A 20,098-nucleotide genomic window follows, 5' to 3' on the forward strand; every position below is an offset into this window, starting at 1 on the left:
GGCATTTTGTTTAGTGCTTTTCTTTTTCTCGTTTGAGTTCAAGCCCTGTGTATGAGTTGCTGTATTTTTTCTTGTTCTCAAAAGCTGTTTTTTCATAGGGATTGGTAGTGATCGTTTTTGATTTCTTGGAAAGCATGAGTTCAAGCAATTGACGAACTACATTGATTACATGAGAGTCGGCCAAAAGCTCAACGGCTTTGTCTTTAACAATATCCCCCTCAAGTGAATCCTCCTGTTCCTCATGGGTTGGGGTGATGTCGTATTCCTTGGCAAATTTCAAGTTCAATGTTCTTTCGTTGTCATACTGAGGCTTTTCAATGGGTTCATTGTCCATCGGTAAGTCGTCTTGGTCTGCATACTCTTGTGCAAGTTCATCTTTAAAGCGATCAGCAACGGTGTTGGCTTGGCCGTAGTTTGCTTGTGGCTCATGGCCTTTTGCAATCTCTTTGGCTGCAAGTAGAACTCTTGAGTTGTCTTTGATTCTGTTATTGGACTCGGTTGCTCTAATAAATGATGGGTAAACGTCGCCTATGTGGTCGTATTCCTTTCTCAAGAAATACAAATCTTTCGCGCCTGTAGGAATGAACAAGTATTTGATGTAAGGGTCCTCGTTGCGCAACTTGCTTGAAAGCTCTGTTGCAACCATTGCCTTGCCCACATGCTCTTGCCAATTTCCTGAGTAAGAGACATCCCCATTGCTTGCTGTGCTTTGGGATAAATGGAATTTTTCAATTTTCTTGTCGCCAAAACCGTTGATCCAAGAGTTGATATTTTCGTCCAATGGTGCGCCTGCAAGAATTTGAGTGCCAACGGTTCCTCTCCATCCTGCAATAGTTTCTTTGCCATATATACGCTCTGCCTCTGGAATGGTTTGAGTAAGCAATGAAACACTCCACCCGTATTTACGTGCTTGCTGAATAGGGCCTTGCATAACTGGATTGCCTGTGTGGTCGTCAATGCGTCCGACACTTTGAAATTCGTCTAAAAAGAAACTGCCAACGGGGACTTTCTTATCGCCATAAAGCTCTGGCTCTTTGATGAAATTCATAAGGTAAGCAAGGACGTTTGCTGTCACTCCCAATGCCATACGTTCCTCAGACAAACTAGGTCTAATAATGATTGTCTTGATTGGGTAGTCCTTTTCAGTCATGAACCTGTAAAGGCTGATTGTTTTGTCAGTTGGCTTGTTCCAAAAACGGGCTAAGTCCATGAAATATTCCATGAATGAAATCATGTTAATCATGATGCCGCTGACTGTTTGGTTTTGCTCAAGCCCCTCGTCTGTGAGCTCGCCTACAAGTCTTGCTGCATGTGGGTAGAACTTATTGACGATATGAGCAATTTGCTCGTCCTTTAATTGCACTGCGTCTGCAATGTCTTGGAAAGTTGTCTCATCTCCGAAAGTCTCTTTCAAGAATAAGAACAAGGCTGTATTGACCATACGGGCTGCATTCGCCCACATGGGATCTTTGCCTGCTGACGGAATAACACTTGCAACGAACTTTGTAATCATGCCGATACCTTTTAAGTCAGGCATTGGTAGCCAAACATGAGAGCGTGCATCTAAAGGGTCTATCAAAGCTATGGTTGGGTCGTTCTCATTGAAAAGGTATTTTGTCCACTCACTGCCTGGGTCAAGAATGACGGTTTTCAAGCCTGCTGCGATTGAGGCGTCTATCAATGGCTTGGCAATTTGTGACTTACCTGCGCCTGAATTTCCCACAATGAATGCATGTGTTCTACGCAAAGCCTCTGGCAGATAAACACCCTGAGCAATCTCTGCAAATCGTGTGTATTGCTCGGCAAAGATTTTGTAGTCGGGTGCAAGAAACTTGTTGATAGCTACTGCTGCGGCCTCTGCCTCATAAACCTTAGCTCCCTCTTTCTCAATAATGAATTCTGTCTTGAAAAGAAAGCGGTGGGAATTGCAGAAAGCTATAAAGCCTGCTAATGCTGTAGCTGCCGCAATCAAGATGAATCTCAACCAAAGCAAGTAGGTCAAGCCTGCTTGACTCATAAGGCTCATGTAATAGTTGTAGCCCATGATGTCAGGGTATTTCTCATTCAACTGCTCTTGAGTAAGGCTTGAATGCAATGGTGTAGTGAGCTTGAACATTCCAAGCTTTATCCATGCGGGCAAGTGAGTCTCAATGCTGTCGTCTATATGTAGCTCCTGGCCGTTGTAGACGGTGTTCAAAGGTGTTGGTTTTTCAAAGTAGGGGACATTGATTGACCAAACCAAACTTGCTGACAAGAACATGGTTGCCACGGCTGCGCCTACTGTCATGCCCCATGTGATTTCTGAATATCTGCGAAACATTCCAGGTGTAGGCAATGCTTTCATGGGTCTTAATGCCCACTCTTTTCTAATCTTGTCCGGTGTCAGTTCAGACTTGTAGAAAAGTGCCTTGTATAACTTTGTTTGTGTGAATTTCATATTTACCTCTTTTTGTTTTTGTTGTCGGTATAAGGAAAAATGGCTGTGCAGTCTTTTGACTCACAACCATCTATGTCCTTGGGTTTTGCTCAAGCTTTGCTTGATTGTTCGTAGTGTCATTTCCACCTCTTAGGCAAAGAATGCTTTAACTCTGTCCATGACGGTTGCTTTTACTACGATTGCCTCTGCAACTACTGGCTTGTCTCCTAAGCCCCAATATGCTTTTGTCAATGCCTCGTCGTTCTCGTCAAAGTCGCCTGGAACGTCAGAGTTCATTGCTGCTAAGTAAGCGTCGTGTGCTGCAAAGAATTCAATGTCTGATACTTTGGTGTTTAAAATTTCGTTGTTCATGATTTTCTCCTGTTGTTTGGTTCTATTAATATACTTATACAAAATTCAAAGACAAAATCAAGGGCGCTCGGCTGAATTCGATATCATTGGATATCAGAGTTGTTCCAAGAAAGTAGGCAAGAAAAAAGCCCCGTAGGGCTTATATCTTTTTGGCTAGTTCTTTGATTGTGAATTTCTCAGGAAATTTGCTGTCGTAGTCGTAGTAAAGAGCTTTGCTTTTCATGTAGAAAAGAATGTCGGCGTTTACCCAATCTTTGAACCTTTCATAAAGCTGTGCGCTGTAGGTTCCATAAACAAACTCTCCTAGTAGCTCGTCGTCGTCCAAGACTCTGATTTGATAAAGTGGAATGAGCTTGTCCAAAAGTCTGTTGTCCTCGAGGTCAAGGTTGGGTTCATTGGTAAGCACCTGGCTGACAAGAACACACATGCCTAGCTGCTCGGCTACTGTCTTGAGATAGTCTGTGTATCTGAGGATTTGAGTCTCAGCCATGAGCATTTCTTGCCCCTCGTCATAGGCAAAGCCAAAGTTGATTGATAAAGGGTGTTCTATGTTCATATCCACCCCCAATTGTTCAAGACGATTAAGCCCATAACAAACAATGAGCCAAAGAAAACAACCGCAGGCAAATACTTTTCCTTAAAACTGTTCTCTTTGTGAATCTGTGCAATGCGTTCCTCAGTCTCTTTTCTTAAGACTTGTGTTGAGACGATGTGCAACTCGTCAATGTCTCCAATGATTTCTTGGTTGAATACTTGCTCAACTCCGTCTTTCACCACTTTGATTTGATAATTGTTTTTCATGGTGGCTTGGCTCCTTAGTATGTGATTTGATAAATGCCGTTCTTGATTTCCTTTGCGTCAGGGCAGTTCTTTGCAATGTATGCCTTAATGTAGGATTCCATAGCTGCTCTGTCGTCTGTTGAGTAGATAACTTTCTCAACCACAAAGTTAAGCATGCTCAAGATTTTGGTTTTCTTGTTGGTTGATTTCTTGTGAAATCTATAGACTGCTTTTTGCTGTTCGTAGTTAGTGACATGCAAGCCAAGTTCATAGAAAGCCAATAATTCAATCAATGAAAATGTTTTTGTTGTTGGTGTGAAAAAGTTGCTCATGTTATTCTCCTTTGTGTATATAATAGTTATACAAAATTGACAAAGAAAATCAAGAGCTATAGAAAACTTGATATCCTTATTTGAAAAAAAGAAAAGCCCCTTTGTTGGGGCTTTGTTCATTCTTTTGGTTGTTTATATAGTCCGTCGCAGTCAGGGATATTTGGTAAGCCTCTGCCCCATGTGGCGCAATATCTGTCATGACAATAGTTTGTGAATTCATACATGGTTACGGGGATTTCTGATTTCTCTTGGTTTTCCTCTCCCTCAATTTCTACCTCTAAGACTTGCCAATCCATAAAAGGGCAACGCTTGCATGCGCAGTTGTCTTTTGGAAAAATCATTGTTTTTCTATTTTCTGGTGTGTCCCAATTAAGTAAGACTTTGCTTTCATAAACTTTTAGGGCAGTTGTTGGACTTGTTTGTTCTGACATTGTTATTCTCCTTGTTGTTTATAAGTTATACAAAAAACAAAAAGAAAATCAAGGTCTTGTCTTATGGTCGTTGTTTAACTTTCCGACCTTTATCCGACCTTTTCCGACGTTTAGAGCATGGTCGGAAAGTTGGAAAAGCCTTTATTTATAAGGCTTTCAAAGGATTGTTTCCGACCTTTCCGACCTATATCTATAAAAAATAATGCAGAAAAGAAAAAAAGAAATATGAAAGGTTTTGGCGGGTGGCTGGTCGGATTTCTTTGATTGAACAAGTGAAAAGCATTGATAGGCAAGGGTTTAGGAACTTTCCACCCATCTATCAAAGGTCGGATTTAAGGTCGGAAAAGGCCGGATTTGGGCAAAGAAAAAGCCCCTTGGTAGGGGCTAGTCTGTTTTTTTCAAATGAGGACAAGAGAATCAAAGCTGCATTCCTTTGCCTTTTTGTTTTTTCACTCCAACTCTTTGAGGGGTTGGTTGAGTGGGCTGTTGAGGCTTTGCCTGCTGAACTGCTTTGACCTGTTGGGCTAGGTTCGCTTGTTGTGCTGCCATAGCTGCCTGTCTCTGCTTGATGATGGCAATCGGTGGCTTGCGTGGTGCGAACACTGCATTTGAGATTTTTCCAAAGCTCTTAAACTTGGCCTTTAGTGCAGCCATTAGGTTCGGTCTACCTGGTTGAGTGGTAGAGGTAGGGATAGCTGCTATAGCTGTCTGTGTGGCCTGTATGGTGGCGTCCAGTGCTGCTACCTGGTTGGGTGTCACTGCCGGCGCTTGTGGGGTCTGCTGCTGTGCCTTTGCCTGTTGTGCGAGCTCAAGGGCTAGGTCATATAAGTTCTCCTTGCTGTTCTGTCTCTTGAATGCCTCAAGCACTTTCAATTTTTCAGATTTCACTACGGCTGTGTAAGTGATAAAGCGGGCGCGAGTCTGCAACACGTTCCAAAGCTCCTGATCAGCGATTGGGCTTGCTGACAAGTTCCCATAGGCCATGTTGATAGTTAAACCTTGGGACTTGTGGATAGAGATTGCATAGGCCAAAGAAAGCTTTGCAGGGTCTTTCATGGTTTTGACCTTGGAACCTTTGCCCTCGCCAAACTCCACCTCAAAAGAACCGTCTGCATTGATTTTGCTGATTACGCCAAAGTCTCCATTTTTGTATTCTTTAGAGTTCTTGTTGACCATGACTCTATCGCCCACATAGAAATGCTCATCATGGTTCTTAATACTTAAGCCGCCTATATCTCCTGCTGCAAGTCTCTTTTCCTGAATGATTTCATTGTTGGTCTTGATTTCCTCATTGGTCGCGCAAAAGACTGCTTTTTCCATCAAGGTGTTGGTGTCAGCAAGATAGCGGTTGGCGACTGCCTCATTCTTTTCTGTGGTGGTGTCGTATTCCAAAAGACGACCACTGTCCTCAATCATTTTCCAAGATTTCTCTACATGAGAGCCTGCTTGTTTGACTGCTGCCATGTCATCGGCTGCAATGTCTGACAAAGAGGTTGTCTGTGCAATCGCCAAAGAGATAGCATCTTTCTGACGAATGATTTTTCTAAGGTAGCGAACCTTTGATTGATTGGCCTTGATAATGTTTGCGTAGGTATTCCCTGACTGAACACTTTGGATTTGGTTGGTGTCTCCGATTAAGACAACCTTGACATCAATGCCTGCTGCAACTGCTTTATTTATGTGTTTCATAAAACGGTTGTAGTTCTTTGTGCCTATCATCCCTGCCTCGTCAATGAAAATGTTCTGACCATCTTTAATAGTGGTCTTGCCTGCGTCCATATCAATAAGCCACTTATCAATAGTGCCTGTATGGTTTGCAGTGGTGTCAACTCCTGCTGAGGCTGCTACCTTTCCTGTAGGGGCCAAGACAATACATTCAGCACCGGCTTGCTGCTGCAAGATTTCAATTGCTGTGCCCATGACTGTAGATTTGCCTGTTCCTGGGAACCCCTCACAAAGAACAAGGCGAGATCCGTTTTTCTCAACTACGGCTTTCATAAGGTCAACTTGCAAGGCATTAAAACGTCTGCCTTTCTGTTGTGCCTTGATTGCATCTGCTACATGCTGCCTCCAATTTTCTACGCCTGTTGCAGTGTTGTTCTGAACAAGCTTAATAGAGCTTTGGACGTTGTAATACTCCTGACGGGCAAGCAACTTGGTTGTGTGCTGCAAAGGATAAACGGGGTCTTTTTTCTTTGAGAAAGTCTTTTTTCTCTTGGTCTTTTTGGTTTCCTCTATAGGTTGCTGAACCTTAGTGATAAGCAAGCCTGTTTCAGCCCATTCTTTCAATTTCTGTTCGGCTATCTGCTCTGCTTTTGAACCCATCGCTTGGTGCTTGCTCAACTCAATGATCAAGTCAAACTTGGTAAAAAACGGATTGGTGTCAGTAAGCTTTTCTAAGATGGCCTCGTCGTCTAATGGTCTATAGATAGCTCCACGGTCTTTCTCATCCTTGATGGCACTGCCAAGCTCAACTGCCTCTTTGTGCAATTCAACGTCTTTGAGTTCTTTGCCAATGGCTTTCTTTTTCTGCTTGATAGTTAGCCAAACTGCATCACGATTTTTGACACTCTCAATGCGTTTGATAGCTGACTCATGGCCCTTATTGATTGCCTTGATTTGAGCATCTAAGTCTGCAAGGGTTTCCATTTCGGCCTTGTAGCCTGCAAGGTCAGTTGCCTCCCATGTCTTTCTGACTCCATTAACCCATGCTCCTTGTTCATCCTTAACTTTGACTTGTGTTTCTCCTGTCTGTGAGAACCCTGCAAAGTCTCCAACTTTCAAGTTCTGACTTGAGATTGCATTCTCTAAGTCCTTTGACCAAATCTTTTTGGTTTTGCCGTTGGCAAGCTCAAGCTCAACAAAGTAGCTCATGCTTTTGGTTTTGTCGTTTTGGTAGGGTGCTGCACCATGAGACAAGACGACACCGTAGTTAGTAGGCAAGTCAATGCCTTTAAGCTTGGCCTCAAGTGCATCAAATTTCTCTTGCACTGCCATACGTTTCAATTCGGCTCTCTCATACTCATCACGTTTTTGCTGAGAGATAGCTTTGTCAATCAATTCTTTAGATTTGCTGCGTAGTCTTATGACCTCAAGGATTTCGTCGGTAAAAGCTACTCTGTGATTTTCAATGTCCTGCATTTGGAACTTGTCATCACTCTTGATTGCTTGCTTATCTTTGTCGTATGCCTCAACGGGATATTTGTCACCAAACTCTTTCATCCACATTTCTACAAATTTGTTCTTGAACATGGCATCCATCGCTTGGTGGAAATTCTTTTGACGCATGGCAGGCATTTCAATAGACATGACTGTGCCGTCTGCAAGACGAATGACATTACTGATATTTAAGTGAACATGGTGATGCACGTTTCCACTGCGGGCGTCATTGTGGAAATACAAAGAGGCTCCTGTTTCTCCTTGAATACCGTGATAGGTTTCAAGATATTGGCTAAAGCATTCCTTGTAGCTTGCCTCTGCACAATCCATCCATAACTGAGAAAGCTTTACTTGGTCGCTTGCATCCATCAATGCACCGGCATGAGAGAAAGATTGGTCGTGAGAGAAAACAAGCTCAATTGCAGTTTTCTTTTTGAACCCTGACTTGGTTGTTACCTCGTTGGGCTTAAAGTGAATCTTTGAGCCGTATTGGTCCATGTAGTAGCCATTCTTGATGTCCTTGCTATGAACCTCAACGGGGTAGCCGTCTGCACCCATGACGGTTTTGTAGTTGCGTAGGACTGGTTTGATATGGCCCGCGGTTCTTTCGTCCTCTCCAAGCTCAATAGCGCATATCTGGTCAATCTTTTCGTCTGTAAGGTGGCTTTCCTTGGTCAAGCCCCAACGGTCAAAAAGAGCTCCTGTAACGCGGGTGTATCTCTGTAGGTTCTCAATCGGTACTACGGTGCCGTCCTCAAGCACAACAAGGTTGCTTTGGTCCTGCATTACATGCAAGTCAGCCATGTTGTAGTTCTTGTGGACATGGGCGTTCTCCATGACCTCGGCCAATTGCTTTTTCAAATATTTGCTGTAGTTGTATCCACCTTGGGCAACTATGTTTTTCATTCTTATCATGCTGTTATCTCCTTTTTAAGTGCCTGTATGAATTCAATGTCTGCACTGTAGGCATCCAAGAGCTTGTTCAGCATGTCGCTCTGTTGAGCAATCAAGGCGGTTTGCTCATCTATCTTTTTGCTCTGTGTGTCTGTTAAATATCTTTGGTGCTTTAACGCCTCAACCATTGACGCAACTATTCCCTCAAGCTTATTCAGTCTTTCAACGTCCTGTGCTTGTTCAGCGGTTCTTTCTTTCGCCGCCAAGTCTGCAAGATGAGTTATGTATTCGTTCATTGTCATGCCAAGCTTATTTGCTTTATTTATGTGTTCTACATAAATTGATTTACTCCTGTATTTCGTGGTATCCATTTATTTTCTCCTTAAAATTTTTCTTTAATTTGCTGTAGTTGTTTTTCTGTGAATGTCAGGCTTAATCCAAATCTCATACAGCTTGCGATTACGTGTTGCAATACATCTTGCTGATTGTTCAGCTTGTGTGTTGGGATGTAAGGTATATTAATTAGAGTAATACCTTTTTTTCTACAGTTTTTTCTCTTTTGTTCATCCTTGAATTGCTGATAAATTAGGCCATTCTTTTTTCTGTCCGTGTTGTATGGATCAATTTCAAAATGATGTTCTCCGTCATATTCAAAAGCAAGATTGAACTCTTTGCAGTAGCCATCAAGTTCAAGTGGCTTGTTTGTCCAAGGGTTAATATTCCATTCTGGTTTTGAGTTTGGAAATTTATGACCAAAACTAACCTCAAAGATCGCTCTCACTCTGTTTTCGCTGATGTTGCTTTCGTTAGCGCATTGAGGGCACCAGTGGCCTTGTCTTATAACGGTGTCATACCAGGACAACCAAGTTGGGTGTTCTGGATTGTTGCATTTCCAAATTAGGTAATCTCTTGCACTGATATACTCAGTAGAGAGACAGTCGCCACCTTTAGCTTGTGCATGTTCTTTTGCGATTTTAAGAGCCTCTTTGTTTGTTCGGCTTTCTGCTCGTTGTGTAATTCCACATTCAGGGCACCATGAATTAAGCTTTACAACAGAGTCGTGCAAAGCAGTCCAAGCTTGGTGTTGTTCGTCCTCGCATTTCCAAGTAAGCGGCTCTTTTGGTTTTTTTGGTGTAGCAGTAAGGCACACTCCACCTTTTTCTTTTGCATGGTTGTGTGCGATAACAAGGCGTTGTTCGGCTGATAGTTTTGGAGATTGCATCTTTATGCGTGCAACCTCTCTTGAACATTGAGGGCACCAGGTTCCGCAACAGACGACTTTTTTGTATGTCGCGTTCCATTCTTTATGGTCAGGATTGCTGCAACTCCAAGACATAGGAGAGCCGTTATTTATGTATTCGGTTGACAAGCAATTGCCACCTTTGCTTATTGCGTGTGTCTTTGCTATTTCAAGTTTTTGGTCTAGTTTTTCTTTTTTCATATTGTTTCTTTATTCTTGTATTTAATAAAGATAACAAATTAAAAAGAAAAAGCAAGAACGGGCGGAAAAAACCAATAATTTAAAGGGCTGAAAGCCCATTTAGAAAAAACTTTTTCGATTTGTTCTTGTATATCCTTTTCATCCTAAGAAAACGGGAAAAAACAACTGAGCGATGCTAAACGTACTCAAAAAAAGCAAAACGATGCCTTTCGTATCCAATAATCATTCTTTGTGATATGAAAGTGGCTAAATGTTATCTATTGTGTTGACTAATAACATTAATTTGCTAATATCTTTTGTATAACAACAAAGGATGTGTAAATGAATAAACTTGATGAGGTTGGGGCTAAAACAACTGAAAAAATTTTAGAAATTCAAAAAACTGCTTTCAATGGTCGTGGCTCTGTCATGTCTGTTATTCGCTCAAACATTAAACATTGGGAAAGAGACTTAAAGCCTGTTTGTGTTGTTGTGGGTAAAAGCTATAATTCTGCAATCTTGGAAATCTTGGTTGCTTGTGGTTATGAGATTGACTTGAAAACTCTCAATACTTATTTGGGTCGCGCTAAAGAAAAGGTTCTTAAAAAATGAGCGACAAAGATAAGGTGCTTGAAATAACAAGCAGGTTCATATCTGAGTTATCTGCTCAAAAGCCATCTAATCTCATGATGGCCGTTAAGACTCACTATGACCTATGGCAATCTGAGTTAATCGTTCTGCTTAGAGAGAGAAACATTGGTGTCAATGAATTTCTTGCTATGCTGTTGCGTGAATCTGGTTATGAGAATGCAAGTGCTGAGTTGGTCAGGTCTTACATGTCTAGAGTAGGTAAGACGAAACAATCAGCCTCCAAAGCTCATCCGTTACCGGCTCTAGCCATAACTACTCCGTTAGACACGTCCCGCCCTCCTGTGGCTGCTGTAGGGTCTGTGGGTGGTCAAAGGGGTGTTACTGCGCCGGTGGTAGCTCACAAGCCTATGGCTGTGTCTGTAGCTCCTGCTGTGGCATCTACCTCTGCCGTCTATGACCTGGATGAGTTTCCATTCAAGGAACACACTGACAGATTGAATGCTGAGGTCTTGGCTTTCTATGACAAAAAGGGCATGTCCTGGTCAGAGTCAGACGATGAACTCTTGGCCGTTTTCACTCAGATAAGTCAAAGTCGCTTTACCCCTCTTGTAAAACTGACTCAAGCCTTTGGTTCAAACGAGAACCTAAAGCAAAGCTGCTTTGGTGCATTCAAAATCAAATGCAAAGAGTTGGGGGTAGATTTAACCCCTCATGGATTTCAGTAATGGCTATGCCAAAAAGAAAAGCCCCTTGATTGGGGCTTTGTTGTTTATATCTTGAGTGAAAAGGATTGTTTTTTTGTGGCTTTTGTCTTGGGTGTATTGAGATTGACTTGTAGCTTTTCATGCAAGTCTCTTTTTATGATTGATTGTTCTGCATAAGCATATCTTTCTGCCTCTGTTCCTAAGATAGATGTATCTGAAAGACCTTTTAGCCATTCTCTTGTTGTATCTCTGATTGGCATATTTCTATCATGTAGCAAGTAATTGACTATCTCCTTGTTATCAACTTTGACGGCTTGGTAAAAAGCATTGTCATTATTTTCAGTTGGGTCAACTCCGAATTCAATGAGTGTCTTTGCAGCTATGTTGTTCCTGCAAATTACTGACTCGGTTAAGGCTCTTTGTAGTCTTTCTCCTACTGATGACTCCCCATAAGCATTCACAATCATTTCCAAGCTTTCTTTTGAGTGCATGGCTGCATAAATGACGTTAGATGAAAAGTCGTTAAATGAATCTGCCCCTAATGAAATCATTCTTTTAACGATGTCAAAGTCTTGGTTTTGGCATGCTATTGATAAGGCTGCACTACGTTCGGCTTTGGCATCAGCCCCGTTGTCTAGTAAATAGCTCGCTATCTCAATTTGGCTGTAGTTAATGGCTGTGTATAAAGCAGAGTCTCCACCTCGTATTGAATTGACATCGGCGTTGTTCTCAATCAGAAACTTAACCATGTCCATGTGTCCATCCTCAACCATTTGATGTAGTGCTAGGTTTCCGTAGCATTCAACATCTGCGCCTTGCTCTAAAAGTTTCGCTGCATAGTCTTTATCTAGATTTACAACGGCGTCAAAAAATTTCTCGTTCAATGTTTCTCGATTCATAAATTCTCCTTATTGTTATCTAATAGTTATACAAAAAACCATAAGAAAATCAATGGCTATGCCAAAGAAAAAGCCCCAATAACGGGGCTTTTTTGTTGGTCGATATCATGTTGTTCTTGTGTTTTGTTTTTGGTTTGCTATATTTAATAATATAACCATAACAAAAGGGGGGGACATGAAAACAAAAAATCAAAAAGGTTTCACGCTCATTGAGCTAATGATCACGGTTGCAATCGTCGGCATTCTTGCTGCCTTTGCTTTACCTGCCTATCAAGACTATGTTTTAAGGTCGCAAGTATCTGAGGCTTATTTGTTAATGGAACAAGTAAAAGCAGAAATTCAAGAGCAATACGCCAATGATGGAAATCTTGCAGACATAATGGCACAAGGTGGGGTAGGACTTAGAAATAACACAATGCCAATCAATGGCAAATATTCAAGTGTATGGACTATTCAAGACGGTGCAATAATGGCTCAAATGAATGGTCCTGATGCAAGCAAGAAATTTAACTATGATTGGGTTATTTTAAAACCTGTAGAAAGTGGCAGTGGAACATTGATTTGGACTTGCCCCTCTTACGGTGGATTCCCAAAAAGATGGTTGCCAAGTTCTTGCCAAAATGACTCTTGAAACATAAAAACTATACAAAAACAAAAAAGGAAAAAAATGAGACAAACAAAAAACAAACAAAAGGGTTTCACACTTATAGAGCTAATGATAACTGTGGCAATCGTTGGAATTCTTGCAGCAATAGCTTTACCTGCTTATCAGAACTATACAATTCGCGCGCAAGTATCTGAGGGCATTCTTTTAATGGAAAGATTTAAGCCAGTTATCGAAGAATATTATGCCCAAAATGGAACTCTGCCAGATCCGTCTATAAACAATGATGTTGGAACCGCATCAGGAAAATATTCAACTAACTCAATTGTTGCCGGTGGTAATTCAAACACTGTCTATGTATTGGCAACCTTTGGAAATGAGGCAAATGCAAAAATCAACGGAAAAACACTTACATTGATGGCACAAAAGAATTCCAATGGCGGAGACAATTTGATTTGGACATGTAAAGGGGAAAGTGGAATTTCTGGTGACAATATTCCTAATGAATTTTTACCAACATCATGCTTGTAAGGAATAAGTTACTATGAAAGCTCTTTTATCATTCCTCTTGATGGCAAGTGTGTCTGTATGCTCTGCTGCTGAAATCAAAAAGACAATCCAAGTCTCTGCAACCATTGCACCTTACTGTGTGATTGGTTTTGAGCAAGGCAACATGAAATATGTTTGTCGTGGCTATGAGGGTCAAGAAAACAATGTCTCTCGTCATGTGGTCAAGCAAGAGGGCAATGTCACTGTCCTTTACTACTGATTTGAACTATGAATAAACAAAGCCTCATTGATTGGGGCTTATTTATTTTGTATAAGTTTGCTTGACAAATCATTAAAATTTAGTATTATTAATTAAGGTATGGAATTTTCCCGATTGCCATATCTGCCGATAAAAAGGCGTGTGTTTAAATTAGTTATTTTTTTTTGCTTGTGAGAGCGTAGAAAAGCCCCAATCCCTGGGGCTTTTTTATTGGTCTTTTCGTTTGTTGAGTTCAATCTTTTCTTGTCTGCGTTGAGCTTTTTCTGACTTGCCATGTGCTCCTGATTTCTTTTTGAATTGCATAAGGGCTAATGCAACGTGGTTTCTTGGTTTGATTTTCATTGGTGTTCTCCAGTTCTCATTATTTTGAAAAATCGCCGTAGGATTTCATCAAATACATGTAGGCGTCTTTCTTGTTGTCAAAGACATGTTCTTTGCCATTGTCTCCAAGGTAGAACTTGCGGCCTCTTTGTTTTGAGCTATAGGAAAGTGTGGTCAATGTGTTTGGCATGCTGTTTTTGATATGAAAGTAGACTCTGTATAAGTCGTCCAAGGTCACATTTTTGACTGAGTGCAATATTTCTAAGTTGTTGGTAAGTTTTATATCTAATCTCATGGCTTTTCTCCTTTGTGTTATTTATATTTTATTAAATACAAAAGAGAAAGCAATAGAATGAATGAAAGTCGATATCTTTGTTGGGTGAAAAAAGAGAAAGCCCCTTAGTTGGGGCTTTTCTGTTTGTAGCTCATGTTTGATTGCCTCAATACATGGGTTGCTCATCTCTGTTTAATCTGATTTCAAGGGTTCCTGGACTATCGTAGGTCGCTGTTTCGCAATAGACTACTACCTTGTCAGCATTGAGTTCATTTTTGATGATGCAAAATCTTTTGAAAGTTTCACGGTCAAGCTTTTGAGTTATGAAAACTAGCTTTGTGGTGGTCTTGGTTTGGTATGAGCAAATTAGCTCGTCCTGATCAAGAATGACAATGCCATTCTTTGGTTTTTCAGAAAGTTTGCTGTAGTGGCTTAGTAGCTGTTCTCTTGTCTGTTGCATGGCTTTTCTCCTTTAGTATCTTATTAATTCATGGACTTTAGATAAAGCTGAATTTCTTTAAAGTTGGTGTTGTATTCAATGCCCTCATGGACAAAGTATGCTGTCATTGCAAAGTCATAGCATTTTTTAATTTGCCCAAATCTAGCGATTTTGGAAACAAGCTTTCCGTCTTTCATCAATGACATAGTGCTGTAAAGTTTCCCTCTCATTGGGTCGTATTCACCCGTAATAGTCTCAGTTGTTAAAACTAGGTTTGGGTCTTTTCTTAATTTCTGTAAGTTGTATTTCATGATTTCTCCTTTGTGATACTTATATTTTATTAAATACAAAAGAGAAAGCAATAGATAAACCAAAAGTCGATATCTTTGATGAAAAAGAAAAAAGCCTCAGCAATGAGGCTTGATTCAATCAGGATAATGTTTTTCTTTTTTCTGCTCTACCATTGAGCTACTAAACATTGCTGTCTAAGTGAGACTCGAACTCACAACCAAAAAGGTTTGATTGCTGTATTTATCCTATGTTTTAGTTATACAAAAAACAAAAAGAAAATCAATAGCTTTGGTCAAATAAATATCATTCCTTAGCTTGTTGCCGTAGGTGGTTTTGTGGGACCGGCTCGTCCGTGTCTCTCTACTGCTTTGAAAGGGCAGGGTAGATCCACCAAAAGAAAAAAGCCCCGTAGGGCTTAGTCTTAGATTTCTCTTGTTTCTGCTCTTGATAGAGCTACGGAACATTTCTGTTCTATGAGGATTCCATGCTATTCCCTCAAAACGTCTATGTGACTATTTCTAGTTATGAACAAAGACGATAACTTTTAAGCCTTGAACAATCTTGTTTACTTATACCAAATAGAAAAAATAAATCAAGGGCATGAAAAAAGAAAAACCCCTAAAGAGGGGCTTTATCTAAATTTTATTGACCTTGGCTTTCGGTGTCGTGATTGTTTTGTTGGAAAGCTTGTTTTGTAGTTTGTGCTTGATAATTCCAAGTCTGTAGATTTTCTGTGCATATTGAAATGCAGGCAATTTGTAAGTTCCATGTTTTAACCATGCTCTCGTTTCTTTGGAAAATACTCTCTGCTCATCTATGAGTAGCTTGTCTATTCGCTTTTGCTTGTTGTTAATGATAGCCTTGTAGAGTGCCCAATCTTTTTTTACATTCTCAAGGTAGGAGAGGATGGACAAAAGCTTTCGGCATGGCTTTCTGTGGCGTTTCATTGCCCTTGCTTGTTTGAATGCAATATCGTTGCCTGAACGTAGATTTGCTCCATTCATGACAAGAGCTTTAAGCATATCAAGGTGCTTTGACTCAATTGCTCTTTCTACTGCCTCCCCATCAATGGGGTCATAGCCTGGTGTGACTTTGCTACGGTCATAGAGACTCAGAATGAATTCCATTGCTTTGACGTGGCCTGCGCCTGCCACTGAATCAAGTGCTTGTGAGATTGAGGGGCCGTTGTATGGATCGCCAATATGTTGTGCATGCTCGTATAAATACTTTATGAATTCAATATTGCCGTGTTCTGCTGCATAGGCAAGGCTATTGAAACCATCATGAATATATGCCCCTTTCTCAATAAGAATTTTTGCCATCTCCAATCTGTTGTATTGGCATGCAGTCTCAAGGGGTAGGTATCTGTCATCCTCCTGTTGTTCCTCAATCAGTTTTTTGAAAAGGTTGAGGTTGTTGGTCTTGATTGCGTTTTCTGTTTCGCTTTGTTGTTCGTATTCCATAAGTCTCCTTTTTTTGTTGTTTAAATCTTTCTGACCTGTTCCTTTGCTCTTGCAGTCATATTTCTGGTGAGAGTCTTGTATAACTCCCTGTTGGCTATGCCATGCAAAAACCACTCATAACGGCTCCCCATCAAGCTGTCTCTGAGCTCCTGTGTGGGTAGGTAGCCGGTGTGGTGGGTCAAGTGCTTGATGACCTGGTGCAATTCAAGGTAGATAACCTTGAGGACCTGGGCCTCTGTGAGCTCGTAGCCGTGTTCCATGAGCATCAGCACCAATGCGCTTGCCTTACGGTCTAGGGCAAGGCTTACCTGTGCCTCTGTGGCCTGTATGGTGGCTCCAAGGGCTGTGAGAGTCTGTAGGTAGTCGGTTCTGTCGCGTACTATGGCTAGATCGATCGCTGCCTCGTAGTGGTTGGCTCCGTGTTCCACCAGGTAGAGGGCTATGTCCGTGTTGCGGCGTTCTAGAGCCTCTGCAAGAGGTTTCCCCCCAATGCCATTGACGTTGGCGCCGAGTTGAGTGAGTGCATGGACCATCCTCAAGTCGTCGGCTCTTATGGCCTCAATGAGTGCTTGGCCGTCATCGTTGTCTATGTCTGCGCCGTGTTTTACGGCGTCTGCTGCTGCGTCTATGTCTCCTGTGATTGCAGCAATGCTTAAGTTCATGTTGTAGTTCATTCTTTGCTCCATTGTTCTAATAGTTATACAAAAACGAAAAACAAAATCAAGGGTAATGCAATGAATGAACAAAGAAAAAGCCCCAATGAATGGGGCTTTCTTGTTTGTGGAATTAGATTGCACTTGCAATCGCTTTCCCCTCCATCAAAAGTCTATTTAAAAGAGTCTTGACGGCAGGGTCTTGTTTTTCAGATAAAGCCTGATGAATTGTCTTTCCCGCTAGAGCATTTATTCCGGGTTGAGTAAGCTGTGTTCTAACTGTATGAATGGAAACTTGAAAGCGTGGATCGTTTTGCAAAGCTTTCAATGCAATTGATTCTTGCAAAGCTTGCATTGCCAAAGGAACCATTGCAGTAGATTTTGCATTCATCAAACCGTTGTTGATTATGATTTGAATTTTTGCGACAAAGCCGGGCTCATAAAAACTAAAGTCTAGTGGATCAAGATATTGATGAACCAATGCCAAAGTCTCAGGTGCTTTTATGTTGTCGGTGAATGGTATTTGAAATAAAGGCAATGTATTGTTGAATGCAAAAGTATCAAAATACATTTGTGTTCCCTCAATGCCGAATGACTCAAACATAGCGGCTACTGCACGGGCAGGGGTGTCAACAATGCCTCTCGCTCTTTCAATTGCTACTGTATTCACAATCGCTTGTGGATCTCTGTCAATGTTAATGATTGGGCATCCTGTTTTTGAATTTTGTTCTGCCTTTGGTTCTCCATTCTTTGCCTTTTCTGAAAAAGCCTTGTGAATGGTCTTGTTGTCTTTATCAGCATCAAATGTCTCAAACTCAATACCTAATTCGGTAAAGCCTGCTGCTGTCATCTTTAATACTGTTGATTTGCCAACGTCTCCATGAATAGAAAGAGGCATGACTATTGTTTTTGTGTATGGACTGTTCATATTGTTATCTCCGTAGTTGTTCTATAGTTATACAAAAAAGAAATGGAAAATCAAGAGTCTGCACCAATTCTTTTGAATAAAACCTTTTCGTTTTCTCCAATTTGCATGCTTGCGTAGTTCGCAAAGATGTTTAATTTCACTTTGATTGTGTATTTTTCCTCAAGAAAGAACTCACTCACTAAGCAATCTGTGCCGTCAAAAGCAACATAGAAAGTGTTGTCTTGAGCTAGGTTTAAATCTACAACTATGTAGTTGTTGAAATTGTCACTTGCAAGAATGACTTTGTTTTGTGTTTTCTCTGTAGTGTAGATATGCAATAAAAGCCAATCTTTGCTTTCGTAATGTGTTCTCATTTTCTTTGTCTCCTTGTTGTCTAATACTTATACAAAAAAGAAAAAGAAAATCAAGGGCATCAAAGAAATCAGGCAATAAAAAAGCCCCTTGGTCGGGGCTTTTTGTTTATTGGAATTCGTCATATTTTTCTAAATTTAACCTCAAGCTCTGAAAGAGTTTGTTTTGAGAATTCCATGACTAATCCCTGTTTGGCGCAGTGTTGAACTACGTGCCTTGTAAATGCCTCAAAGTCATTGCGGTGCTTGGCATGAATGATTGGAATGTTTATGAGTGTTATGCCATGAGCAAGGCAGTTCTTTTTCTTTTGGTGATCCTTGAATAGCTGATAAGTCATGTCCTTGGGCTTTTTATGTTTTTTGTAGCTCAAGGTCGTGTGGTGTTCTCCATCATGCTCAAAGGCGAGATTGAATTCTTGGCAGTAGCCGTCAAGCTCCAAGGGCATGTTCGTCCAAGGGTTCATGTTCCAAGAGTGTCTAACGGTCGGAAATGCCTTGTTGAAATGAGCCTCAAAAAACAATCGTGTCTTGTCCTCGCTTAGATTTTTCTTTGCACACTCAGCGCACCAATGCCCCTTAGCTATGTTTTGGAATGGGGCCATCCAAGTGGCATGTTCAGGATTTGAGCATTTGAACTCAAGGAGGACATGAGCGTTTTGATAGTGCGTTGATAGGCAAGCGCCACCTTTCGCCTGTGCGATTGCTTGAGCTCGTTCTAGGCCGTCCTTGAGCCTGGTGTGTGAGGTTGTTTTTTCGTTCCCGCACCTTGGACACCATACACCCGCTCTCATAACTCTCACATAGTTGGACTCAAAGGGCTTGTGTTCATGGTTTGAGCACTGAAAAAGCATGCGTGTTTTGCTGTTCGTGTATTCGGTTGTAAGACAAGAGCCTCCTTTCTCAGTCGCCAATTTCTGTAACTCTGCAAGGCCACTTTTGTTAACCTGTTTTTCTTTGCTTTGCTGGATTCCGCACCAAAAGCACCATTGACCTCGTTGAACAACGCAATCATAGGTTGTCTCCCAATTTTCATGATTGGGGTTAGAACAAGCCCATTTGAGCTTTGCCTTTGAGTTTGTATAAATGTCAGATATACACATTCCTCCTTTACTTTCTGCATGTTCTTTGGCCTTGATAAGTCTTGCCTTTTGGTAGTCATTCATATTGATTCCTTGTGTTTTTCCTATCTTAAAAAATAGGATAAAGAAATCAAGAAACTTACTGCAATTAGATATCTTATGAGGTGCAAAAAAAAGGACTCTTTAAAGAGTCCTTTGAGGTAGTTACTGGCATTCGTATGTTGCCACCTTTGTTGTGCGGTCATCATCAAAAGCACATCTGTATCCCTTTGGAGTGCAGGTTCCACCCGGTCTTAATGTCATGTAATTGCATTGAGGGTAAGGACTTGGATTTCCTTTGCCGTATTGCCATCCAAGGGATACCCAAACGCCGCTAGAGCTCTGGCAAGTGTTTGAGGTGGTCTGCCAGGCTGAATACTCAAGTCCTGAGTCTCCTGTTGAAACTGTGCGCTGCTGATTGATAAGCCCTGTCTGTCCTGCGGGACACTGCAAGGTTTGGTATTGGGTCGCTGTGCAGTCGTTGTCTAAGTCTTTCTCAGGCATGGTTTGAGTGCCGACCACTTGACCATTGCGGTAGTAAGTGACTGTGATGACTTGACTCTTTGGATAGTAGGCACTGCCTTGGTATGTAAAGCCTGCTGGACATGAGGCCATCATGTTTCTGACGGATTGGGTTGAGGTTACGGGTGCCATCTGTGAGGTGTTGCTTGCATAGACTGTCTGAGCCTTTGCTTGCTGTGTTGTCATAGTGCCGATTGATCCACCCAAGCATGTTGAGTCGCAATTCATTTCACTTGATTTGTTTTGTGCTTGTGCTGTTCCAATCATTGTCAAAGCAAAAGCTAAGGTATAGAGTATTTTTCTCATTGTGGTTTTCTCCGTGTTGTTCTTATAGTTATACAAAATAGAAAAATCAAATCAAGAGATAG

General features: G+C 41.3%; 24 protein-coding genes. 5 read left to right on the forward strand and 19 right to left on the reverse strand.

All coding sequences use genetic code 11. The annotated features are described in order from the left end of the window. Positions 1-10: 10 nt before the first annotated feature. The 9 genes from WBR68_RS07955 to WBR68_RS07995 all read right to left on the reverse strand — a co-directional run bounded on the left by WBR68_RS07955 (position 11) and on the right by WBR68_RS07995 (position 9,825). Positions 11-2,437, reverse strand: a complete 2,427-nt coding sequence (locus tag WBR68_RS07955; RefSeq protein WP_230693842.1) for a type IV secretory system conjugative DNA transfer family protein — start codon at positions 2,435-2,437, stop codon at positions 11-13. Between the two features lie 129 nt (positions 2,438-2,566). After that, positions 2,567-2,788 carry a hypothetical protein gene (locus tag WBR68_RS07960; RefSeq protein WP_230693843.1) on the reverse strand — a complete coding sequence of 74 codons (222 nt, stop codon included), beginning with the start codon at positions 2,786-2,788 and terminating at the stop codon, positions 2,567-2,569. Between the two features lie 139 nt (positions 2,789-2,927). Beyond that, positions 2,928-3,344 (reverse strand): hypothetical protein, encoded by a 417-nt coding sequence (locus WBR68_RS07965; protein ID WP_230693844.1) that lies wholly within the window; start codon positions 3,342-3,344, stop codon positions 2,928-2,930. Next, positions 3,341-3,589, reverse strand: a complete 249-nt coding sequence (locus WBR68_RS07970; RefSeq protein ID WP_230693845.1) for a hypothetical protein — start codon at positions 3,587-3,589, stop codon at positions 3,341-3,343. Before WBR68_RS07970 ends, WBR68_RS07965 begins: the two co-directional genes overlap by 4 nt. A gap of 14 nt (positions 3,590-3,603) precedes the next feature. After that, entirely contained in the window at positions 3,604-3,900 is a 297-nt protein-coding gene (locus WBR68_RS07975; RefSeq protein ID WP_230693846.1) for a hypothetical protein, read from the reverse strand. Between the two features lie 116 nt (positions 3,901-4,016). Further along, a complete protein-coding gene (locus WBR68_RS07980; RefSeq protein ID WP_230693847.1) occupies positions 4,017-4,331 on the reverse strand; it encodes a hypothetical protein in 315 nt (104 codons plus the stop codon). Between the two features lie 417 nt (positions 4,332-4,748). Further along, complete coding sequence (locus tag WBR68_RS07985) at positions 4,749-8,405, reverse strand: ATP-dependent DNA helicase (RefSeq protein WP_230693848.1); 3,657 nt, start codon at positions 8,403-8,405, stop codon at positions 4,749-4,751. Beyond that, the gene (locus WBR68_RS07990; RefSeq protein WP_230693849.1) at positions 8,402-8,755 is read right to left on the reverse strand and encodes a hypothetical protein; all 354 of its coding nucleotides are present in this window, start codon (positions 8,753-8,755) and stop codon (positions 8,402-8,404) included. The genes WBR68_RS07985 and WBR68_RS07990 overlap by 4 nt, the downstream gene beginning before the upstream one ends. An 11-nt stretch (positions 8,756-8,766) precedes the next feature. After that, positions 8,767-9,825: a hypothetical protein gene (locus tag WBR68_RS07995; protein ID WP_230693850.1), complete on the reverse strand. Its 1,059-nt coding sequence runs from the start codon at positions 9,823-9,825 to the stop codon at positions 8,767-8,769. Between the two features lie 321 nt (positions 9,826-10,146). Between WBR68_RS07995 and WBR68_RS08000 the strand changes: the two genes are divergently transcribed. Next, positions 10,147-10,416 carry a hypothetical protein gene (locus tag WBR68_RS08000; protein ID WP_230693851.1) on the forward strand — a complete coding sequence of 90 codons (270 nt, stop codon included), beginning with the start codon at positions 10,147-10,149 and terminating at the stop codon, positions 10,414-10,416. Beyond that, positions 10,413-11,120: a hypothetical protein gene (locus WBR68_RS08005; RefSeq protein ID WP_230693852.1), complete on the forward strand. Its 708-nt coding sequence runs from the start codon at positions 10,413-10,415 to the stop codon at positions 11,118-11,120. The genes WBR68_RS08000 and WBR68_RS08005 overlap by 4 nt, the downstream gene beginning before the upstream one ends. A 44-nt stretch (positions 11,121-11,164) precedes the next feature. Here WBR68_RS08005 and WBR68_RS08010 read toward each other — a convergent pair whose 3' ends face one another. Next, the gene (locus WBR68_RS08010) at positions 11,165-11,998 is read right to left on the reverse strand and encodes an ankyrin repeat domain-containing protein (RefSeq protein WP_230693853.1); all 834 of its coding nucleotides are present in this window, start codon (positions 11,996-11,998) and stop codon (positions 11,165-11,167) included. A 175-nt stretch (positions 11,999-12,173) separates the two neighbouring features. On the opposite strand from WBR68_RS08010, the gene WBR68_RS08015 reads away from it, so the two are divergent. From WBR68_RS08015 to WBR68_RS08025, 3 genes are read left to right on the forward strand one after another with little or no spacing between them, the layout of a single operon-like run. Continuing rightward, entirely contained in the window at positions 12,174-12,629 is a 456-nt protein-coding gene (locus WBR68_RS08015) for a pilin (protein WP_288069634.1), read from the forward strand. A 36-nt stretch (positions 12,630-12,665) separates the two neighbouring features. Beyond that, positions 12,666-13,133, forward strand: coding sequence for a pilin (locus WBR68_RS08020; RefSeq protein WP_288069636.1), 468 nt, complete (start codon positions 12,666-12,668; stop codon positions 13,131-13,133). 13 nt (positions 13,134-13,146) lie between these two features. Next, a complete protein-coding gene (locus WBR68_RS08025; RefSeq protein WP_230693854.1) occupies positions 13,147-13,371 on the forward strand; it encodes a hypothetical protein in 225 nt (74 codons plus the stop codon). A gap of 207 nt (positions 13,372-13,578) precedes the next feature. On the opposite strand, the gene WBR68_RS08030 is transcribed toward WBR68_RS08025, so the two are convergent. The 9 genes from WBR68_RS08030 to WBR68_RS08070 all read right to left on the reverse strand — a co-directional run bounded on the left by WBR68_RS08030 (position 13,579) and on the right by WBR68_RS08070 (position 20,036). Beyond that, positions 13,579-13,713 carry a hypothetical protein gene (locus WBR68_RS08030; RefSeq protein WP_255695938.1) on the reverse strand — a complete coding sequence of 45 codons (135 nt, stop codon included), beginning with the start codon at positions 13,711-13,713 and terminating at the stop codon, positions 13,579-13,581. Between the two features lie 419 nt (positions 13,714-14,132). Then, positions 14,133-14,426: a hypothetical protein gene (locus WBR68_RS08035; protein WP_230693855.1), complete on the reverse strand. Its 294-nt coding sequence runs from the start codon at positions 14,424-14,426 to the stop codon at positions 14,133-14,135. A gap of 23 nt (positions 14,427-14,449) precedes the next feature. Continuing rightward, entirely contained in the window at positions 14,450-14,716 is a 267-nt protein-coding gene (locus tag WBR68_RS08040) for a hypothetical protein (RefSeq protein ID WP_230693856.1), read from the reverse strand. Positions 14,717-15,331: 615 nt separating this feature from the next. Further along, a complete protein-coding gene (locus WBR68_RS08045; RefSeq protein ID WP_230693857.1) occupies positions 15,332-16,159 on the reverse strand; it encodes an ankyrin repeat domain-containing protein in 828 nt (275 codons plus the stop codon). 20 nt (positions 16,160-16,179) lie between these two features. After that, entirely contained in the window at positions 16,180-16,833 is a 654-nt protein-coding gene (locus WBR68_RS08050) for an ankyrin repeat domain-containing protein (protein ID WP_230693858.1), read from the reverse strand. A gap of 112 nt (positions 16,834-16,945) precedes the next feature. After that, the gene (locus tag WBR68_RS08055) at positions 16,946-17,740 is read right to left on the reverse strand and encodes a hypothetical protein (RefSeq protein ID WP_230693859.1); all 795 of its coding nucleotides are present in this window, start codon (positions 17,738-17,740) and stop codon (positions 16,946-16,948) included. 50 nt (positions 17,741-17,790) lie between these two features. Further along, positions 17,791-18,093 carry a hypothetical protein gene (locus tag WBR68_RS08060; RefSeq protein WP_230693860.1) on the reverse strand — a complete coding sequence of 101 codons (303 nt, stop codon included), beginning with the start codon at positions 18,091-18,093 and terminating at the stop codon, positions 17,791-17,793. A 119-nt stretch (positions 18,094-18,212) separates the two neighbouring features. After that, positions 18,213-19,253, reverse strand: coding sequence for a hypothetical protein (locus WBR68_RS08065; protein ID WP_230693861.1), 1,041 nt, complete (start codon positions 19,251-19,253; stop codon positions 18,213-18,215). A gap of 120 nt (positions 19,254-19,373) precedes the next feature. Continuing rightward, a complete protein-coding gene (locus tag WBR68_RS08070; RefSeq protein ID WP_230693862.1) occupies positions 19,374-20,036 on the reverse strand; it encodes a hypothetical protein in 663 nt (220 codons plus the stop codon). Positions 20,037-20,098 lie beyond the last annotated feature (62 nt).

This window comes from Achromobacter sp. JD-1 (assembly GCF_038594925.1).
Classification (GTDB): domain Bacteria; phylum Pseudomonadota; class Gammaproteobacteria; order Burkholderiales; family Burkholderiaceae_B; genus Achromobacter; species Achromobacter spanius_C.

Bases quoted from the DNA above. Each gene is read 5' to 3' on its own strand.
- WBR68_RS08065 (WP_230693861.1), bottom strand. From the start codon at position 19,253: ATGAATGACTACCAAAAGGCAAGACTTATCAAGGCCAAAGAACATGCA.
- WBR68_RS08055 (WP_230693859.1), bottom strand. From the start codon at position 17,740: ATGAACAGTCCATACACAAAAACAATAGTCATGCCTCTTTCTATTCAT.
- WBR68_RS07990 (WP_230693849.1), bottom strand. From the start codon at position 8,755: ATGGATACCACGAAATACAGGAGTAAATCAATTTATGTAGAACACATA.
- WBR68_RS07955 (WP_230693842.1), bottom strand. From the start codon at position 2,437: ATGAAATTCACACAAACAAAGTTATACAAGGCACTTTTCTACAAGTCT.
- WBR68_RS07960 (WP_230693843.1), bottom strand. From the start codon at position 2,788: ATGAACAACGAAATTTTAAACACCAAAGTATCAGACATTGAATTCTTT.
- WBR68_RS08070 (WP_230693862.1), bottom strand. From the start codon at position 20,036: ATGAGAAAAATACTCTATACCTTAGCTTTTGCTTTGACAATGATTGGA.
- WBR68_RS08030 (WP_255695938.1), bottom strand. From the start codon at position 13,713: ATGAAAATCAAACCAAGAAACCACGTTGCATTAGCCCTTATGCAATTC.
- WBR68_RS08025 (WP_230693854.1), top strand. From the start codon at position 13,147: ATGAAAGCTCTTTTATCATTCCTCTTGATGGCAAGTGTGTCTGTATGC.
- WBR68_RS07995 (WP_230693850.1), bottom strand. From the start codon at position 9,825: ATGAAAAAAGAAAAACTAGACCAAAAACTTGAAATAGCAAAGACACAC.
- WBR68_RS08060 (WP_230693860.1), bottom strand. From the start codon at position 18,093: ATGAGAACACATTACGAAAGCAAAGATTGGCTTTTATTGCATATCTAC.
- WBR68_RS07980 (WP_230693847.1), bottom strand. From the start codon at position 4,331: ATGTCAGAACAAACAAGTCCAACAACTGCCCTAAAAGTTTATGAAAGC.
- WBR68_RS08005 (WP_230693852.1), top strand. From the start codon at position 10,413: ATGAGCGACAAAGATAAGGTGCTTGAAATAACAAGCAGGTTCATATCT.
- WBR68_RS07985 (WP_230693848.1), bottom strand. From the start codon at position 8,405: ATGATAAGAATGAAAAACATAGTTGCCCAAGGTGGATACAACTACAGC.
- WBR68_RS08050 (WP_230693858.1), bottom strand. From the start codon at position 16,833: ATGAACTACAACATGAACTTAAGCATTGCTGCAATCACAGGAGACATA.
- WBR68_RS08020 (WP_288069636.1), top strand. From the start codon at position 12,666: ATGAGACAAACAAAAAACAAACAAAAGGGTTTCACACTTATAGAGCTA.
- WBR68_RS08015 (WP_288069634.1), top strand. From the start codon at position 12,174: ATGAAAACAAAAAATCAAAAAGGTTTCACGCTCATTGAGCTAATGATC.
- WBR68_RS08045 (WP_230693857.1), bottom strand. From the start codon at position 16,159: ATGGAATACGAACAACAAAGCGAAACAGAAAACGCAATCAAGACCAAC.
- WBR68_RS07975 (WP_230693846.1), bottom strand. From the start codon at position 3,900: ATGAGCAACTTTTTCACACCAACAACAAAAACATTTTCATTGATTGAA.
- WBR68_RS07965 (WP_230693844.1), bottom strand. From the start codon at position 3,344: ATGAACATAGAACACCCTTTATCAATCAACTTTGGCTTTGCCTATGAC.
- WBR68_RS08040 (WP_230693856.1), bottom strand. From the start codon at position 14,716: ATGAAATACAACTTACAGAAATTAAGAAAAGACCCAAACCTAGTTTTA.
- WBR68_RS08010 (WP_230693853.1), bottom strand. From the start codon at position 11,998: ATGAATCGAGAAACATTGAACGAGAAATTTTTTGACGCCGTTGTAAAT.
- WBR68_RS08000 (WP_230693851.1), top strand. From the start codon at position 10,147: ATGAATAAACTTGATGAGGTTGGGGCTAAAACAACTGAAAAAATTTTA.
- WBR68_RS07970 (WP_230693845.1), bottom strand. From the start codon at position 3,589: ATGAAAAACAATTATCAAATCAAAGTGGTGAAAGACGGAGTTGAGCAA.
- WBR68_RS08035 (WP_230693855.1), bottom strand. From the start codon at position 14,426: ATGCAACAGACAAGAGAACAGCTACTAAGCCACTACAGCAAACTTTCT.